Source organism: Kitasatospora sp. NPDC098652, from assembly GCF_044760155.1.
Classification (GTDB): domain Bacteria; phylum Actinomycetota; class Actinomycetes; order Streptomycetales; family Streptomycetaceae; genus Kitasatospora.
Window position 1 is genome coordinate 115,968 of the sequence record NZ_JBIWAQ010000020.1, and the last position, 15,474, is coordinate 131,441.

The window sequence follows — 15,474 nt, forward strand, 5'->3', positions numbered from 1 at the left end:
TTCAGCGTGCGAAGCGGCGGTGCAGCCGTTGTTCGGCGACCGCGAGCAGCGGCTCCAGCAGGGGCAGGGAGAGCAGCACCAGCAGCCCGGCGGCCCAGCCGGCCAGCACGTCGGAGACCCAGTGGGTGCCCAGGTAGACCGTGGTGAGGCCGATCGAGCAGGCGGTGGCGGCGGCGATCATCGCGCCGGTGCGCTGCCAGCGGACCGCGAGGTAGGCGAGCACGCCCCAGGTCACCACGGCGTTGGCGGTGTGGCCGGAGGGGAAGATGGTGCCGCCGGAGAACAGCTCGGGGGAACCGACGTACTGGGCGTAGTGCGGGCCGAGCCGGCCGGTGACGATCTTGACGGCGCCGACCGTGACGTTGAGCAGCAGCAGGGCGACGCCCATCACCAGCAGCGGGCGAAGCCGCCCGAGGCGGTGGGCGCGCCAGAGCAGCCAGGCGAACGCGGCGACGGCGCTGGGCCCGCGCTGCCCGGCGATCACCCAGGTGTCGAGCAGCGGCTCCAGGCTGGGCCACCGCTCGTACGGGCGGAGCAGGCGCACCGACCAGTCGAGGTCGACCAGGTCGGTGTTGAGCAGGACGCCGGCCAGGACCAGCAGGTAGGCGGCGAGGGTGACGGCGAACAGGGTGGCCCGGCGGCGGCTCATCGGCGGCCACCCGGGCTCGCCGCGGACGGGACCGGGGAGCTCCCGGCGGCGGTCGGCGGTGCAGCGATCCGGCCCCTGTCGCGGAATGCGAGCGGCGGTACTTCTGGATTGCACGGGGTGACCATACCCATCCGGGCGAGGCCATTCCTGAGGGAATTGTCATTTTCCCGGGAAATCGACAATTGGGTCCGCCCGCGGTGACCCGGGGAGTGATTTCCAGTATTCCGGGATCGAATGCCCGTGTGGTCTTCGAATGATTCTGCAAAAGCCCCGGTAAAGAAAACGGAGTGGGCGGCCGGTTCGACCGGCTTCCCACTCCGTGGTAACCCTGTGTAGGTTCAGTGCTCAGTCGAGGGGGCCGCCCGCGACGTAGATCACCTGGCCGGAGACGAAGCCGGCGGCCTCGCCGGCGAGGAAGGAGATGGTGTTGGCGACGTCCTCGGGCTCTCCGACGCGCTGGACCGGGATCTGGGAGGCCGCGGCCCGCTTGAAGTCCTCGAAGTCCATGCCGACCCGGGCGGCGGTGGCCGCCGTCATGTCCGTGGCGATGAAGCCGGGGGCCACCGCGTTGGCCGTGATGCCGAACTTGCCCAGCTCGATGGCCAAAGTCTTGGTGAAGCCCTGGAGGCCGGCCTTGGCGGTCGAGTAGTTGGCCTGGCCGCGGTTGCCCTGGGCGGAGGAGGAGGACAGGTTGACGATGCGGCCGAAGCCGGCGTCCACCATGTGCTTCTGCACCGCGCGGGTCATCAGGAAGGCGCCGCGGAGGTGGACGTTCATGACCGTGTCCCAGTCGGACTCGGACATCTTGAAGAGCAGGTTGTCGCGGAGCACCCCCGCGTTGTTGACCAGCACGACGGGGGCGCCGAGTTCGGCGGCCACGCGGTCGACGGCGGCCTGGACCTGCTCGGCGTCCGCGACGTCGGCGCCGACGGCCAGCGCGCGCCCGCCGGCGGCGGTGATCCGGTCGACGGTGTCCTTGCCGGCGGCCTCGTCCAGGTCCAGGACGGCCACCGCGTAGCCGTCGGCGGCCAGTCGGACGGCCGTGGCGGCGCCGAGGCCGCGGGCGGCGCCGGTGACGATGGCCACCCGGGTGGCGGTGCTCTGCTCGGTCATGCTCGCTCTCGTCTCTCTCTCAGGGGTCCCGCCGGGGGGAGTGCCCCCGGGGAGGGTGCCCACACCCTACCGGCGGGTAGGGAAGGCGGCCAGGGCGGAGAGGCCCAGGTGACGGTCGGTAAGGACCGACCGGTCGGGTTTCTGCTGAGAACGGGTTACTGCAAGGGCGTGGCGGGCGCGTAAATATGCCAATGTTGCCGAACCTGCGTCTACTATCCGCCCCTGCCTGCCAGCAAGGGCCTGCCGTTTGTATAGTGTCCGCCAGCAGCCACCGGCTGCACGGCTGGAGCGCCCTCCCTCATAGCTGGACGCCCACTCGCCGTTACTGCCCCACCCGGGTGTCCCACACACACCGGGTGTGACATCGGGACGGATACATGGTGCTGGGGGAGATCCCGACAACCCGCGTGTCCGCGCGACTGCAGCAGTCGCCCGGACACCTCATTCGCGTTGCACAGCAGGTTCACACCCGTCTGTGGTCCGAGCACGTCGGAGCCGATCTCACGGCTCCGCAGTTCGCGGTCCTGTTGGTGCTCGCCCTCGAACCGGGCGCGGACCAGCGGACCGTCGGCGAGCGAGCCTCGCTGGACAAGGCCACGATGGCGGAGATGGTCGCGCGGCTGGTCCGCCGCGGCCTCGTGCTGCGACGGCGCGACCCGGCCGACGGCCGGCGCAAACTGCTCGCCCTCTCGCAGAGCGGCGCCCAGGCGGTGCGCGAGGCCACCGGTGGTGTGGTCCGCGTCCAGCGGGTGCTGTTCGAGCCGCTCGCGCCGGACGAGCAGGTCGAAATCGTCCGGGTGATGGCCAAGATAGCCAGGCTGGAACCCGCGGCGGTGGCCGTCTTCACCGACGCGCGGCCGATACTGGACGCCCAGCGGGCGATCGGCTACCTGATCAGGGTCGGCCAGCAGGTGCACACCAAGCTCTGGTCGGAGCACGTCGGGGCTGAGCTGACGGCCCCGCAGTACGCCGTGCTGGACGCCCTGGAGCTGGAACCGGGCGCGGACCAGCGCACGGTCGGCGAGCTGGCCTCGCTGGACAAGGCCACGATGGCCGAGATGGTCAGCCGGCTGGTGCGCCGCGGTCTGGTGCAGCGTCGGCGCGACCCCTCGGACGGGCGGCGCAACCTGCTCTCGCTCTCACCGGCGGGTCAGGACCTGCTGCACCGCTCGGCCGCCGGAGTGGCCGAGGTCCAGCGCTTGCTGCTCGCTCCGCTCGCGGAGGAGGAGCACGAGACGGCGCTCGCACTCATCGCCAAGGCGGCCAGGCTCTAGCCCAAGCTTTGGTAACAACAGCCAAAACGATTCACCAAGTCTCATGAGGCCCTTGGCCGTCGGCAGCGACCGATGGTCGGGGTCGGTGAATCCGGGTACGCCGAAGTGCCGCTCGTCCCTGACCGGAATGAGCGGTACTTCGATATGACCGACAGTCAGAATTACTGTCGTCGTTGTCGGGGGCGCCGGGCCTGGTCGGCCGGCGCCCCCGCGGCGCTCGTCAGTTCCAGTCGAACCCCTGCGGGTCCGGGCCGATCCGCTTGCCGGTGGCCACGCCCGCGATCGCCGCGATGTCCTCGGCGTCCAGCTCGAAGCCGGTGACGTCCAGGTTCTCCCGGATGCGGGACGGGGTGACCGACTTCGGGATGGCGATCACGCCGCTCTGCAGGTGCCAGCGGAGCACCACCTGGGCGACCGTGCGGCCGTGCTTCTCGGCGATCTTCGCCAGCGCCGGCTCGGCCAGCAGCTCCCCGCCCTGGCCCAGCGGGCTCCACGCCTCGGTGGCGATGCCGTGCTCGGCGTGGAAGGCGCGCAGCTCCTCCTGCGGGAAGTACGGGTGCAGCTCGACCTGGTTGAGCACCGGGACGACCGAGGCCTCGTCCAGCAGGCGGGTCAGCTGCTCCTGGCCGAAGTTGGAGACGCCGATCGACTTGACCCGGCCGCCCTCCTTCAACTGCTCCAGGGCCTTCCAGACGTTCAGGAAGGTGCCGTGCATCGGGCGCGGCCAGTGGATCAGGTACAGGTCGAGGTAGTCGAGGCCGAGCTTGTCCAGCGAGGCGTCGAACTCGCGCAGCACCGCGTCGCGGCCCTGCTCGCCCGACCAGTCGCGGGTGCCCGAGTTCCACAGCTTGGTGGTGACGTAGAGGTCCTGGCGGGCCAGGCCGCCCGCCAGTGCCTCGTTGATGGCCGCGCCGGTGCCGGCCTCGTTCTGGTAGATCGCCGCGGTGTCGATCGAGCGGTAGCCCGCCGCGATCGCCTCGCGCACGGCGGGAGTGGCCTGGGCGTCCTCGACCTGCCACACGCCGAAGCCGAGCTGCGGGATCTGAGCGCCGTCGTTCAGGGTGACGCTGGGGATGTTGCTCACGGGAAGGGGTGCCTTCCTGGTTGTCCGTTGGTTCCAGAGGGGGCAACTGGTGCCCCGGCACGATTGTTCCCGCCGTTCGGGCGAATCTTTGGGGAAGCTTTACGGCGGCGTGGCGTGCGTCGGGGGCCGTGCCACGGGGTGCGCGCCGGGGCGTGCAGGGGGCGTGTGGCAGGGGCGGCGGAAAACCTGTTGCGTGGATCACAGCGGGCTTGGCAGGCTCGCGGACATGACCTCCTGAAATCCGGGTCCTTCGTACCCGTTCGCTGCCGGTCCGGCCGCCCGTCGCCGGACGTGTCGATGTCACCGCGCCGTTGCGCCGCGCCTCCGGGTGTCCGTTCCCGGGCGACCGCGGGCCGCCCGTGCCGCCCGTACCTCCCGTGCCCGCGCACGCCTTGCACACCTCGAACCATCCGCACCCCTCGCACCCCTCGTATCGGAGTGTCATGCCGCTCACCCCACTGCCGCTGGCCGATCCCGGCAGTCCCGACCTCTCCTCACCGATGGCCTTCCTGCGCTGGCTGCAGCGCGCCCAGCGGCGTGGGCAGGTCCGCGCCACCTGCTGGGCGCTGGTCGAGATGGGCGCCCAGGCCGCCCTGCCGGTGGCGCTCGGGCGCGGCGTCCAGGCCGCCGTCGACGGCGACGCCGGCGGGATCTGGCGGGCCGGCGCGCTGGCCCTGCTGCTGGCCGCCACCGCCGCGCTCGGCTCCGTGCTGCTGCACCGGCAGGCGGTCTGGAACTGGATCCACGGCGCCTGTCACGTGCGGCAGTTGGTGGCCGGGCAGGCCTCGCACCTGGGCGCCGGGCTGTCCCGGCGGATCGCCACCGGAGAGGTGGTCGCGGTCGGCAGCGGGGACGTCGAGCGGATCGGCTGGTACGTCGAACTGGTCGCCCGGGTCCGGGCCGCGGTGATCGTCTGGCTGGCCGTCAGCGCGGTGGTGCTGGTGGTCGAGCCGGTGCTCGGGATCGGGGTGCTGCTCGGCGTGCCGGTGCTGGCCGCCTCGGTGTGGCCGCTGATCGGGCCGTTCGAGCGGCGCTACGCCAAGCAGCGCGAGCTCGGCGGCAAGGCGACCGAGCTGGCCGCCGACACGGTGGCCGGGCTGCGGGTGCTGCGCGGCATCGGCGGCGAGGACCTCTTCCTGGAGCGGTACCGGGCGGCCTCCCAGAAGGTCCGGGCGGCGGCCGTCCGCTCGGCCCGGCTGTGGTCGCTGATGCAGGCCCAACAGGTGCTGCTGCCCGGGCTGTTCGTGGTCGGGGTGACGTGGTACGGCGCCCGGCTGGCGGCCTCCGGCGAGCTCGGCGTGGGCACCCTGATCGCGGTGTACGGCGCGACCGCCTTCCTGGCCGCACCGCTGCGGATCCTGGGCGAGGCGGCGCACGCCTGGAGCGTCGCCCGGGTCTCCGCCGGGCGGGCCGTGCGGGTGCTCTCGCTCAGCCGGACCAGCGGCGAGGCCGAGGGCGTGCTGACCAGGCCGGGCCGCTCCGACCTGCACGACCCGACCACCGGGCTGACCGTCCGGGCCGGCGAGCTGACCGCGGTGGTCTGCGGGGACCCGGACTTCGCCGGGGCGCTCGCCGAGCGGCTCGGCGGCCACGTCCCGCTGGCCGAGGGCGAGCAGGCCCTGCCCTCGGTGCGGCTCGGCGGCACCGCGCTGGACACCGTGCCGCTGGGCGAGGTCCGGGCGGCGGTGCTGGTCCACGACAAGGAGCCGGTGCTGCTCTCCGGCACGCTGGCCGAACTGCTGGACGTGCCGTCCTCCGGCCGGGTCCCGGTCGAGGACGCGCTCGCCGCGGCCCGTTCCGAGGACGTACTGGAGGCGCTGGTGGACGGCTCGCCGGACTGCGCGGGGGACCCGATGCGGGCCCGGATCACCGAACGCGGGCGCTCGCTCTCCGGCGGGCAGCGCCAGCGGCTCGCCCTGGCCCGCGCGCTGCTGGCCGACCCGCCCGTCCTGGTGCTGGACGAGCCCACCAGCGCGGTGGACGCCCACACCGAGTCCCGGATCGCCGCCGGCCTGCGGGACACCCGGGCCGGGCGCACCACCGTGGTGTTCGCCACCAGCCCGCTGCTGCTCGACCGGGCCGACCGGGTGGTGCTGCTGCGGGAGGGGCGGGTGGTGGCGGCCGGGCGGCACCGCGAGCTGTTGCGCACCGAGCCGGCCTACCGGGCCGTGGTCACCCGGGACGAGGAGGCGGCGCCGGTATGAGCAGCGCCGTGATGAACAGCGTCCTGGGAAGCGCTCCCGCTGGGGGCGCCACCGTCAACCGTCCGGAGCCGTACGTGAGGAGTACGTCATGAAGCCCCCCGTCCACCAGGAGCAGGGGCCGGCCACCACCCTGCCGGTCGGCTCCCCGGCCGCCGTGCGCGGCTACCTGGGGGTGCTGGCGCGGCGGCACCGGCGCGGGTTCGCCGCGGTGGTGTCGCTGCACTCGGTGGCCACCCTGGCCGGGCTGGTCGGGCCCTGGGTGCTCGGCAACCTGGTCGAGTCGCTGGCCACCGGCACCGCCGGGGCCACCATCGCGGTGGCGGTCGGCTGGTACCTGCTGGCGCTGGCCGTGCAGACCGCGTTCACCGGCTGGTCGCGGCTGCGCGGGGCGGTGCTCGGCGAGCGGGTGCTGGCCGACCTGCGCGAGGACTTCCTGGTCCGCTCGGTCGCGCTGCCGACCGGCGTGCTGGAACGCGCCGGCACCGGGGACCTGGTCTCCCGCGGCACCACCGACATCGACCGGCTGGACAAGTCGGTGCGCGAGGCGGTGCCCGAACTCGCCGTCGCGGTGGTGTCCCTGCTGCTGGTGCTCGGCGCCCTGCTGGTCACCTCGCCGCTGCTCGCGCTGACCTCGCTGGTCGGGCTGCCGCTGCTGCTGGCCAGCTCCCGCTGGTACTTCCGGCGCGCCCCGCAGTCCTACCGCAACGAGGCGGCCGGGTACGCGGCGGTCAGCAACGTGCTGGCCGAGACGGTGGACGCCGGGCGGACGGTCGAGACGCTGCGCCTGGGCGAGCAGCGGGTCCGGCTGACGGACCGCAAGCTGCGCGAGTGGCTGGCCTGGGAGCGCTACACCCTGTGGCTGCGCTCGATCTGGTTCCCGACCATCGACGCCGTCTACACCGCGGCGGTGCTGGCCACCCTGGTGGTCGGCGGGCTGTTCACCCTCCAGGGTTGGCTCACCGTCGGCCAGTTGACCACCGGCGTGCTGTACGCACAGATGCTCACCGGCCCGGTCGACCTGATCCTGCGCTGGTACGACGAACTGCAGATCGGGCAGGCCTCGCTGGCCCGGCTGGTCGGCGTGCAGGAGGTGCCGGAGCACGAGGGCGACGAGTCGGCCCGCCCGGACGGCCGCCGGGTCGAGGCCAGGGACGTCCGCTTCGGCTACCGCGAGGGCGTGGACGTGCTGCACGGGATCAGCCTGGACGTCGCCCCGGGGAGCCGGGTCGCGCTGGTCGGCCCGTCCGGTGCGGGCAAGTCCACCCTCGGGCGGCTGATGGCCGGGATCTACGCGCCCGGCCGCGGCAGCGTCACCCTCGGCGGGGCGGCGCTGTCCCGGATGCCCGCCGAGCGGGTGCGGGCGGAGGTCGCCCTGGTCAACCAGGAGCACCACGTGTTCGTCGGCACCCTGCGGGACAACCTGCGGCTCGCCGCGCCCGAGGCGGACGACACCGAACTGCGGGCCGCGCTGGACGCGGTGGACGCCGGGGGCTGGGTGGACGCCCTCCCGGACGGGCTGGACACCGAGGTCGGCTCCGGCGGCACCGCGCTGACCGCGCCCCAGGCGCAGCAACTCGCCCTGGCCCGGCTGGTGCTGGCCGATCCGCACACCCTGGTGCTGGACGAGGCCACCTCGCTGCTGGACCCGAGGGCCGCCCGGCACCTGGAGCGGTCGCTGTCCCGGGTGCTCGAGGGCCGTACGGTCATCGCGATCGCCCACCGGCTGCACACCGCGCACGACGCGGACGTGATCGCGGTGGTCGAGGGCGGGCGGATCAGCGAGTACGGCAGCCACCCGGAGCTGGTCGCGGCCGGTGGCCCGTACGCGGCGCTCTGGCGCTCCTGGCGGGACGAAGGCCGGCCGTAGGCGCCGGGCGGAGGAGGGTAGCGCGGGTTCCAAACCCGTACGGGGCCGGATTGCCCCGTACGGGTTACTCCCCCGCCGGTAAGGGCGCGTAACCGGGCAAATCGTCGGCCCGGACAGCAGACTGCTCCGGTGACCAAGATTTCAGACGGCTCGTCCCGGCCTCAGCGCAGCGAGATCGGCGGGATCCCCACGCGGTACATCGGGATCGGCGTCATCGTGATCCTCGCGGTGTGGTTCCTGTTCGCCAACCTCGACAAGGTCAAGATCCAGTTCTGGGTGTTCACCGTGACCGCGCCACTCTGGATCGCGCTGCTGGCGACGCTGCTCGCCGGCGGGGTGCTGGGCTGGCTGTTGCAGGGACGGCGCGGCCGGTGAGCACCGCCCCCGAACCGGCCCCGACCGGTTCCCCGGCCTTCGCCCCGCTGATCGAGCTGCGCGGGGTCAACAAGCACTTCGGCGAGTTGCACGTGCTGCAGGACATCGAGCTGACGGTCGGTCGCGGCGAGGTCGTCGTGGTGATCGGACCGTCCGGCTCCGGGAAGTCCACGCTCTGCCGGGCGATCAACCGGCTGGAGCCGATCGAACGCGGCACCATCCTGATCGACGGGCAGCCCCTGCCCGAGGAGGGCAAGGGGCTGGCCCGGCTGCGCGCCGAGGTCGGCATGGTGTTCCAGTCCTTCAACCTGTTCGCGCACAAGACCGTGCTGCAGAACGTCTCGCTCGCCCAGATCAAGGTGCGCGGCCGGGCCAAGGCCGAGGCGGAGACCAAGTCGCGGGCACTGCTGGAGCGGGTCGGGCTGGCGTCGCAGGCCGACAAGTACCCGGCCCAGCTCTCCGGCGGCCAGCAGCAGCGGGTGGCGATCGCCCGGGCGCTGGCGATGGACCCCAAGGCGCTGCTGTTCGACGAGCCGACCTCGGCCCTCGACCCCGAGATGATCAACGAGGTGCTGGACGTGATGCGCCAGCTCGCCAGCGAGGGCATGACGATGGTCGTGGTCACCCACGAGATGGGCTTCGCCCGGGCCTCGGCGAACCGGGTGGTGTTCATGGCGGACGGCCGGATCGTCGAGGACCGCGCCCCGGAGGCCTTCTTCAGCGCCCCCGAGAGCGAGCGCGCCCGGGACTTCCTGTCCAAGATCCTCAAGCACTGAGGGCGGTGCCGTGAACCGAAGGACGACGCCCGCCGCGCGGGTGCGCGCACGCCTGACCGCCGCGGCCCTGCTGCTCGCCGTGCTGGCGACCGGCTGCGGCAAGGCCGGCACTCCGCCCCCCAAGGGCCCCCAGCCCAGCGCGCTGCCCAGCTACCAGGTGCAGAACGCCGCCTCGATCACCGGCTCGTCGACCCTGGACGCCGCCCGCGGCCGGGGCCACCTGGTGGTCGGCGCGAAGGAGGACCAGCCGTACCTGGGCCAGAAGAACCCGGCCACCGGCGTGTACTCCGGCTTCGACATCGAGATCGCCAAGATGGTCGGCGCCTCGCTCGGCTTCCCGCCGGACCGGATCCAGTTCAGGACCATCGCCTCGGCCAACCGCGAGACCGCGCTGCAGAACGGCCAGGTGGACTACTACGTCGGCACGTACACCATCAACGACAACCGGAAGAAGCTGGTCGGCTTCGCCGGGCCGTACTTCATCGCGGGGCAGTCGCTGCTGGTGCGCAAGAACGACAACAGCATCCACGGTCCGCAGGACCTGAACGGCAAGAAGGTGTGCTCGGCGGCCGGTTCGACGCCGTACCAGCGCATCCAGTCGCAGTACCCCAAGGCGCACCTGATCGGCTACGACACCTACTCGGCCTGCGTGGACAACCTGATCACCGACCAGGTCGACGCCGTCACCACGGACAACGCGATCCTGCTGGGCTACGCGGCCAAGGTCCCGGACGAGCTCAAGGTGGTGGGCCCGCTGTTCTCCACCGAGCCGTACGGGATCGGCACGCCGAAGAACGACACCGTGCTGCGCGGGGCGCTGGACGACGCGCTGGCGTACCACGAGCAGAACGGCGACTGGAAGAAGGCCTTCGACGCGACCCTCGGCCTGTCCGGGGAACCCGCGCCCACCCCGCCGCCGATCGACCGGTACTGAGAGGGCCGCGCCGTGAAAACCCTGACCGACAACTGGTCGACCTACTGGGACGGCTTCCTCGGCACGCTCTCGCTGTTCGCGGTGAGCGCCGTGCTCTCGTTGCTGCTGGGCGTGCTGATCGCGGGCTTCCGGGTCTCGCCGGTCCGGCCGCTGCGGGCGTTCGGGACGGTGTGGGTGACGCTGCTGCGCAACACGCCGCTGACCCTGCTGTTCTTCATCGTGGTGCTGGGCCTGCCCCGGTTCGACATCACGCTGCCCTTCTACACCTTCGCCGTGCTGGCGCTCGGCTGCTACACCTCGGCCTTCGTCTGCGAGGCGATGCGCTCGGGCATCAACACCGTGCCGTCCGGGCAGGGCGAGGCGGCCCGCAGCCTGGGGATGAGCTTCGGCCAGACGATGGGCCTGGTGGTGCTGCCGCAGGCGTACCGCTCGGTGGTGGCGCCGCTCGGCAGCGTGATGATCGCACTGGCGAAGAACACGGCGATCGCCGGTTCGTTCAGCGTCACCGAGCTGCTGGGCACTTACCGGACCATCAACGAGCTGGGCTACAGCATCATCTGGACCTTCGTCTGGATCGCCGTCGGCTACCTGATCATCACCCTGGCCGTCAGCGCCGTCTTCAACCTGCTGGAACGACGAGTGGCGGTGTCCCGATGACCGTTGGATCCTCGGCGCTGTACGACATCCCCGGTCCGAAGGCGCTGGCCCGGCACCGGTTGTACGGCGGGATCGCGCTGCTGCTGATCGCGGCGCTGATCGCCTGGATCGTCTACATGCTGTTCCACACCCACCAGTTCACCTACGCCAAGTGGGAGCCCTTCGAGTACCGGGGCGTGCAGGACCTGCTGCTGCGCGGGCTGGGCAACACCCTCCGGGCCTTCGGCTGGACGGTGCTGTTCGCACTGCCCTTCGGCGCGCTGTTCGCGGCCGGGCGGCTGTCCGACCACCGGGTGGTGCGCTGGTTCTCCACGCTGGTGGTGGAGTTCTTCCGGGCCATGCCGCTGCTGGTGATGATCTTCTTCGTGTTCGTCGCCCTCAAGGTGCAGCCGCTCTGGGCGCTGGTGGCCGGGCTGGTGCTCTACAACGGCTCGGTGCTGGCCGAGGTGTTCCGGGCCGGTGTGCTCGCGGTGCCCAAGGGGCAGCGGGAGGCGGCGTACGCGCTGGGCATGCGCAAGACCCAGGTGATGGCGTACGTGCTGGTGCCGCAGGCCAACCGGGCGATGCTGCCGGCCATCATCAGCCAGCTGGTGGTCGCGCTCAAGGACACCTCGCTCGGCTTCCTGATCACCTACGAGGAGTTCCTGCACGCGGGGAAGCTGATCGCCACCAACCTGGACTACGACCTGCCGTTCATCCCGGTGGTGATGGTGATCGCGCCGATCTACATCGGGATGTGTCTGCTGCTGTCCTGGCTCGCCCGCTGGGTCGAGCGGCGCAGTCGGCGCAGTCCGAGCGTGCGGGGCGGGGCGCCGGTGGCCAAGGCGGGGGTGGCGATGGGGCTGCCGCCGTCGGCCCGGTGAGGACCCGGCATCCGCAGTGGGGGGAAGGGCGGTTCGGGACTTAACCATAGGTGCCGAAGGGGTCGAGGCCTGGACCTCCAAATTCCTCTTATGATTGCGGAGGCAGGCGGCAGACGACCGGGCGGAGGGGCCATGGAGCCGGTGTTCGACTCGCGGCACATCAGGACGTTCCACGAGGTCGTCAGAGCCGGTTCCTACTCGGCCGCGGCCCGGGAACTCGGCTACACCCAGCCCGCGATCACCCAGCAGATGAAAGCCCTAGAACGCACCGTCGGCGTCCCGCTGTTCACCCGGGCCGGGCGCGGCCTGCGGCTCACCGAGGCCGGTGAGGCGCTCTCCCGGCACGCCGAACTGATCCTCGGCAGCCTCTCCGCGGCCCAGCAGCAGCTCGCCGCGCTCGCCCGGCTGCGCGCCGGGCGGGTCCGGGTCTGCGCCTTCCCCAGCGCCAACGCCACCCTGATACCCGAGGCGATGGCCCGGCTGCTCGCCGAGCACCCCGGCGTCCGGGTCGAACTGCTGGAGGCCGAGCCGCCGGACTCCGTCCAGCGGCTGTTGCGCGGGGAGTGCGACATCGCGCTGGCCTTCCGCTACCCGGGCCAGGCCACCGAGCTGCCGGACGGCCTGGACGAGATCCCGCTGATGGAGGACCTGCTCACGGTGCTGCTGCCGGTCGGGCACCCGCTCGGCCGCCGGCACGCCGTCCGGCTGGCCGACCTCGACGGCGAGCGCTGGATCGCCGGCTGCCCGCGCTGCCGGGCCAACCTGCTGCACGTCTGCGCGGAGGAGGGCTTCGCGCCCGACATCGTGTTCTCCACCGACGACAACCTGGCGGTGCAGAGCCTGGTCGCCGCCGGAGTGGGGATCGCGCTGATGCCCGCGCTGGTGCTCTCCTTCATGTGCCACCGCAAGGTCACCGGGCGGGCCGTCGAGCCGCACCTGCGGCGGCAGGTGAGCGCGTACGTGCTGCGCGAGCACCGGCGGATCCCGGCCACCGGGCTGGTGCTGGACCACCTGCGGCAGGCGGCGGCGAGCCGGGTCGGCTGCTGACCCCGGCGCTGCGGGCGCTCGACGGGCGGGGCGACCCATAAGCGCGGATGGGGGTGATGCTTAGAAACCCTCGTTGGACGTGATAGGTCGGGTGGTCCGAACCTGCTGCCATGACACTCCCAGCCACGGTCGGCAGCGACCGGCTCACCGAGCGGATGACCGCACTGGTCAGCGAGATCCGCTCCGTCGTGGACCGCGGACTGCCCCCCGAACTCACCGCGTACCTGGTCGGCGAACGGCTCGCCCCGCACCTGCTCGCCGACCCCGACGGCCCCGACGCGCTGCTCACCCCCGCCCAGTGCGAGGGCGACCCGCAGCGCTACCGCCAGCACGTCGTGCACGCCGAGGCCGACGGCAGCTTCTCCGTCGTCGCCCTGGTCTGGCTGCCCGGCCAGCAGACCCCGATCCACGACCACGTCTCCTGGTGCGTGGCCGGCGTCCACCGCGGCCAGGAGAGCGAGACCCGCTACCGCCTGATCTCCGACGGGCGCAGCTCCCGCCTGGTCGAGACCGAGCACGTGGCCGGCCCGGCCGGGACGGTCGCCGCCTTCGCCCCGCCCGGCGACATCCACCTGGTGCGCAACGCCTGCAGCACCACCGCCATCTCCATCCACGTGTACGGCGCGGACGTCTCCCGGCTCGGCACCAGCATCCGGCGGGTCTACCGGCTCCCCGCCGACCAGGAGCGGTGAGCGGCGGCGTGGCACTCACCCTCCGGGAGCGGGCCGCCCGCACCCGCTCGCTCCCCCCGCTCGGCGGGGACGCCCCCGGCCTGCTGCTCGCGGCGGTCGGGGTGGCCACCGCGATCGCCGTCCACGCGGCCGTCCCCGCCGTGCCCAAGCTCACCGCCGCCGTCGCGCTCGGCATGGCGGCGGCCCACCTGCCCGGGCTGCGCCCGGTGGTCCGCGGGGTCGCCCGGTCCGGGCTGTCGACGGCCGGGAAGCGGCTGATGCGGCTCGGGATCGTGCTGCTCGGACTCAAGCTCAGCCTGGACGACGTGCTCGGCCTCGGCTGGGCCACCGTCGCCATGGTGCTCACCGTGGTCGCCGCCACCTTCGCCGGCACGCTCTGGCTGGGCCGGCGGCTCGGGCTGCCCGGCGACCAGCCGCTGCTGGTCGCCACCGGCTACTCGATCTGCGGGGCCTCGGCGATCGGCGCGGTCAGCCAGGCCGCGGGCAGCGAGGAGGAGGACGTCGCCTCCTCGGTCGCCCTGGTCACCCTGTGCGGAACCCTGGCCATCGCCGTACTGCCCTTGCTGCAGCACCCGTTGGGGCTCGGCGAGCTCGAGTTCGGGCGCTGGGTCGGGGCGAGCGTGCACGACGTCGGGCAGGTGGTCGCCACCGCGCAGACCGGTGGCCCGGGCGCGCTGCGCGAGGCCGTGCTGGTCAAGCTGATGCGGGTGGTGCTGCTGGCGCCGTTGGTCGCGGGCGTGGCCGTGACGGTGCGGCGCAACGCGCGCACCGCGCGCCGGGCGGGTGCGGCCGGTACGGCCGGTACGGCGAGGACCGGCAGCCGGCCGCCGATCGTGCCGCTGTTCGTGGCCGGCTTCCTGGCGATGATCGTGCTGCGGACCACCGGGGTGCTGCCCGAGCGGGCCCTCACCCTGGCCGGGGACGCGCAGGAACTGCTGCTGGCCGCCGCGCTGTTCGGGCTCGGCAGTGCGGTGCACCTGCCGACCATGGCGAAGACCGGCGGGCGGATCGCGCTGCTCGGGCTCGGGTCCTGGGTGGTGGTCGCGGGGGTGTCGTACGCGGGGGTGCTGCTCACGACCTGAGCGTCCTCAGCGTCAGGCCGGCCAGCCGGACGCCCGCCGGCCCGGATCCGGTCTCCGGCCCGGCCGGCGGGGACTCGGTTATTGTCGGGTGGGTGATCGCCCCGACGAGGCGAAGCGCCGCCGAGTCCGCCGAGGAGGAAGCATGACCACCGCACTGCCCGAACGCGACGCCCACGAGGCCGTCGTCACGCTCGACCGGCGGGAGGGCCCGTTCGGCGAGGTGGTGCTGCGGCAGCGCGGCCGGCACTACGAGATCATCGCCAACGGCTGCTTCCTGATGGACACCGCGGACGGGCGCTCCGAACGGCTGCTGATCCAGGCGGCGTTGGACGAACTGGACCGCACCGGCGCCGCCCCGGCCGCGCCGTCGGTGCTGATCGGCGGACTCGGCGTCGGCTTCTCGCTCGCGTACGCGGCCGCCGAACCGCGCTGGGGGCGGATCGCCGTCGTCGAGCGGGAGGACGCGATCATCGACTGGCACCGCTCCGGCCCGCTGGGCGCCTTCTCCGGCGGCGCGCTGGACGACGCGCGGGTCTCGGTGATCCACACCGACCTGCTGGAGTACCTGGCCGCGGCCGACGGCGAGCGCTACGACGCGCTGTGCCTGGACATCGACAACGGGCCGGACTGGACCGTCACCGACTCCAACTCCGGGCTCTACGGGGCGGACGGGCTCGCGGTGCTGTGGCACCGGCTGCGGCCCGGCGGGGTGCTGGCGGTGTGGAGCGCCCAGCCGTCGGCGGCCTTCGAGGAGGCGCTGCGTACCGCCGGGTTCTCGGACGTCGTGACCGAGGAGGTCCCGGTGAGCCGGGGCGTGCCGGACGTGGTGCACCTGGCGCGCCGGGCCGACTGAACCG

General features: G+C 72.7%; 15 protein-coding genes. 12 read left to right on the forward strand and 3 right to left on the reverse strand.

Annotated features, from left to right (window positions below; translation table 11 throughout):
- Position 1: 1 nt before the first annotated feature.
- Positions 2–649, reverse strand: a complete 648-nt coding sequence (locus ACIQWA_RS32425) for a phosphatase PAP2 family protein (RefSeq protein ID WP_402488484.1) — start codon at positions 647–649, stop codon at positions 2–4.
- 345 nt (positions 650–994) lie between these two features.
- The gene (gene fabG / locus ACIQWA_RS32430; protein ID WP_360238781.1) at positions 995–1,762 is read right to left on the reverse strand and encodes a 3-oxoacyl-ACP reductase FabG; all 768 of its coding nucleotides are present in this window, start codon (positions 1,760–1,762) and stop codon (positions 995–997) included.
- Positions 1,763–2,139: 377 nt separating this feature from the next.
- Here fabG and ACIQWA_RS32435 point away from each other — a divergent pair, with 377 nt between their 5' ends.
- Complete coding sequence (locus tag ACIQWA_RS32435) at positions 2,140–3,036, forward strand: MarR family winged helix-turn-helix transcriptional regulator (protein ID WP_360238779.1); 897 nt, start codon at positions 2,140–2,142, stop codon at positions 3,034–3,036.
- A 220-nt stretch (positions 3,037–3,256) separates the two neighbouring features.
- Here ACIQWA_RS32435 and ACIQWA_RS32440 read toward each other — a convergent pair whose 3' ends face one another.
- Positions 3,257–4,120, reverse strand: a complete 864-nt coding sequence (locus ACIQWA_RS32440; RefSeq protein ID WP_402488489.1) for an aldo/keto reductase — start codon at positions 4,118–4,120, stop codon at positions 3,257–3,259.
- Positions 4,121–4,563: 443 nt separating this feature from the next.
- Here ACIQWA_RS32440 and ACIQWA_RS32445 point away from each other — a divergent pair, with 443 nt between their 5' ends.
- The 11 genes from ACIQWA_RS32445 (at position 4,564) to ACIQWA_RS32495 (ending at position 15,470) form a co-directional block, all read left to right on the forward strand.
- Positions 4,564–6,324, forward strand: coding sequence for an ABC transporter transmembrane domain-containing protein (locus ACIQWA_RS32445; RefSeq protein ID WP_402488491.1), 1,761 nt, complete (start codon positions 4,564–4,566; stop codon positions 6,322–6,324).
- An 88-nt stretch (positions 6,325–6,412) separates the two neighbouring features.
- Complete coding sequence (locus ACIQWA_RS32450) at positions 6,413–8,191, forward strand: ABC transporter ATP-binding protein (protein WP_402488494.1); 1,779 nt, start codon at positions 6,413–6,415, stop codon at positions 8,189–8,191.
- A 129-nt stretch (positions 8,192–8,320) separates the two neighbouring features.
- Positions 8,321–8,566, forward strand: coding sequence for a LapA family protein (locus ACIQWA_RS32455; protein WP_360238771.1), 246 nt, complete (start codon positions 8,321–8,323; stop codon positions 8,564–8,566).
- 47 nt (positions 8,567–8,613) lie between these two features.
- Positions 8,614–9,342 (forward strand): amino acid ABC transporter ATP-binding protein, encoded by a 729-nt coding sequence (locus ACIQWA_RS32460; protein ID WP_360238868.1) that lies wholly within the window; start codon positions 8,614–8,616, stop codon positions 9,340–9,342.
- Positions 9,343–9,352: 10 nt separating this feature from the next.
- Positions 9,353–10,276, forward strand: a complete 924-nt coding sequence (locus ACIQWA_RS32465; RefSeq protein ID WP_402488496.1) for a glutamate ABC transporter substrate-binding protein — start codon at positions 9,353–9,355, stop codon at positions 10,274–10,276.
- Positions 10,277–10,288: 12 nt separating this feature from the next.
- A complete protein-coding gene (locus ACIQWA_RS32470; protein WP_360238767.1) occupies positions 10,289–10,933 on the forward strand; it encodes an amino acid ABC transporter permease in 645 nt (214 codons plus the stop codon).
- Complete coding sequence (locus ACIQWA_RS32475) at positions 10,930–11,796, forward strand: amino acid ABC transporter permease (RefSeq protein ID WP_402488501.1); 867 nt, start codon at positions 10,930–10,932, stop codon at positions 11,794–11,796. The genes ACIQWA_RS32470 and ACIQWA_RS32475 overlap by 4 nt, the downstream gene beginning before the upstream one ends.
- A gap of 141 nt (positions 11,797–11,937) precedes the next feature.
- A complete protein-coding gene (locus tag ACIQWA_RS32480; protein ID WP_360238866.1) occupies positions 11,938–12,843 on the forward strand; it encodes a LysR family transcriptional regulator in 906 nt (301 codons plus the stop codon).
- Positions 12,844–12,953: 110 nt separating this feature from the next.
- A complete protein-coding gene (locus ACIQWA_RS32485; RefSeq protein ID WP_402488503.1) occupies positions 12,954–13,535 on the forward strand; it encodes a cysteine dioxygenase in 582 nt (193 codons plus the stop codon).
- A gap of 8 nt (positions 13,536–13,543) precedes the next feature.
- On the forward strand, positions 13,544–14,617 hold the full coding sequence (locus tag ACIQWA_RS32490; RefSeq protein ID WP_402488506.1) for a YeiH family protein: 1,074 nt from the start codon (positions 13,544–13,546) through the stop codon (positions 14,615–14,617).
- A gap of 142 nt (positions 14,618–14,759) precedes the next feature.
- The gene (locus tag ACIQWA_RS32495) at positions 14,760–15,470 is read left to right on the forward strand and encodes a spermidine synthase (protein ID WP_402488508.1); all 711 of its coding nucleotides are present in this window, start codon (positions 14,760–14,762) and stop codon (positions 15,468–15,470) included.
- The last annotated feature ends 4 nt before the right edge of the window (positions 15,471–15,474 follow it).

Excerpts from the sequence above, each read along its gene's own strand:
- ACIQWA_RS32450 (WP_402488494.1), top strand. The coding sequence starts at position 6,413 with ATGAAGCCCCCCGTCCACCAGGAGCAGGGGCCGGCCACCACCCTGCCG.
- ACIQWA_RS32485 (WP_402488503.1), top strand. The coding sequence starts at position 12,954 with ATGACACTCCCAGCCACGGTCGGCAGCGACCGGCTCACCGAGCGGATG.
- ACIQWA_RS32425 (WP_402488484.1), bottom strand. The coding sequence starts at position 649 with ATGAGCCGCCGCCGGGCCACCCTGTTCGCCGTCACCCTCGCCGCCTAC.
- fabG (WP_360238781.1), bottom strand. The coding sequence starts at position 1,762 with ATGACCGAGCAGAGCACCGCCACCCGGGTGGCCATCGTCACCGGCGCC.
- ACIQWA_RS32435 (WP_360238779.1), top strand. The coding sequence starts at position 2,140 with ATGGTGCTGGGGGAGATCCCGACAACCCGCGTGTCCGCGCGACTGCAG.
- ACIQWA_RS32475 (WP_402488501.1), top strand. The coding sequence starts at position 10,930 with ATGACCGTTGGATCCTCGGCGCTGTACGACATCCCCGGTCCGAAGGCG.
- ACIQWA_RS32495 (WP_402488508.1), top strand. The coding sequence starts at position 14,760 with ATGACCACCGCACTGCCCGAACGCGACGCCCACGAGGCCGTCGTCACG.
- ACIQWA_RS32445 (WP_402488491.1), top strand. The coding sequence starts at position 4,564 with ATGCCGCTCACCCCACTGCCGCTGGCCGATCCCGGCAGTCCCGACCTC.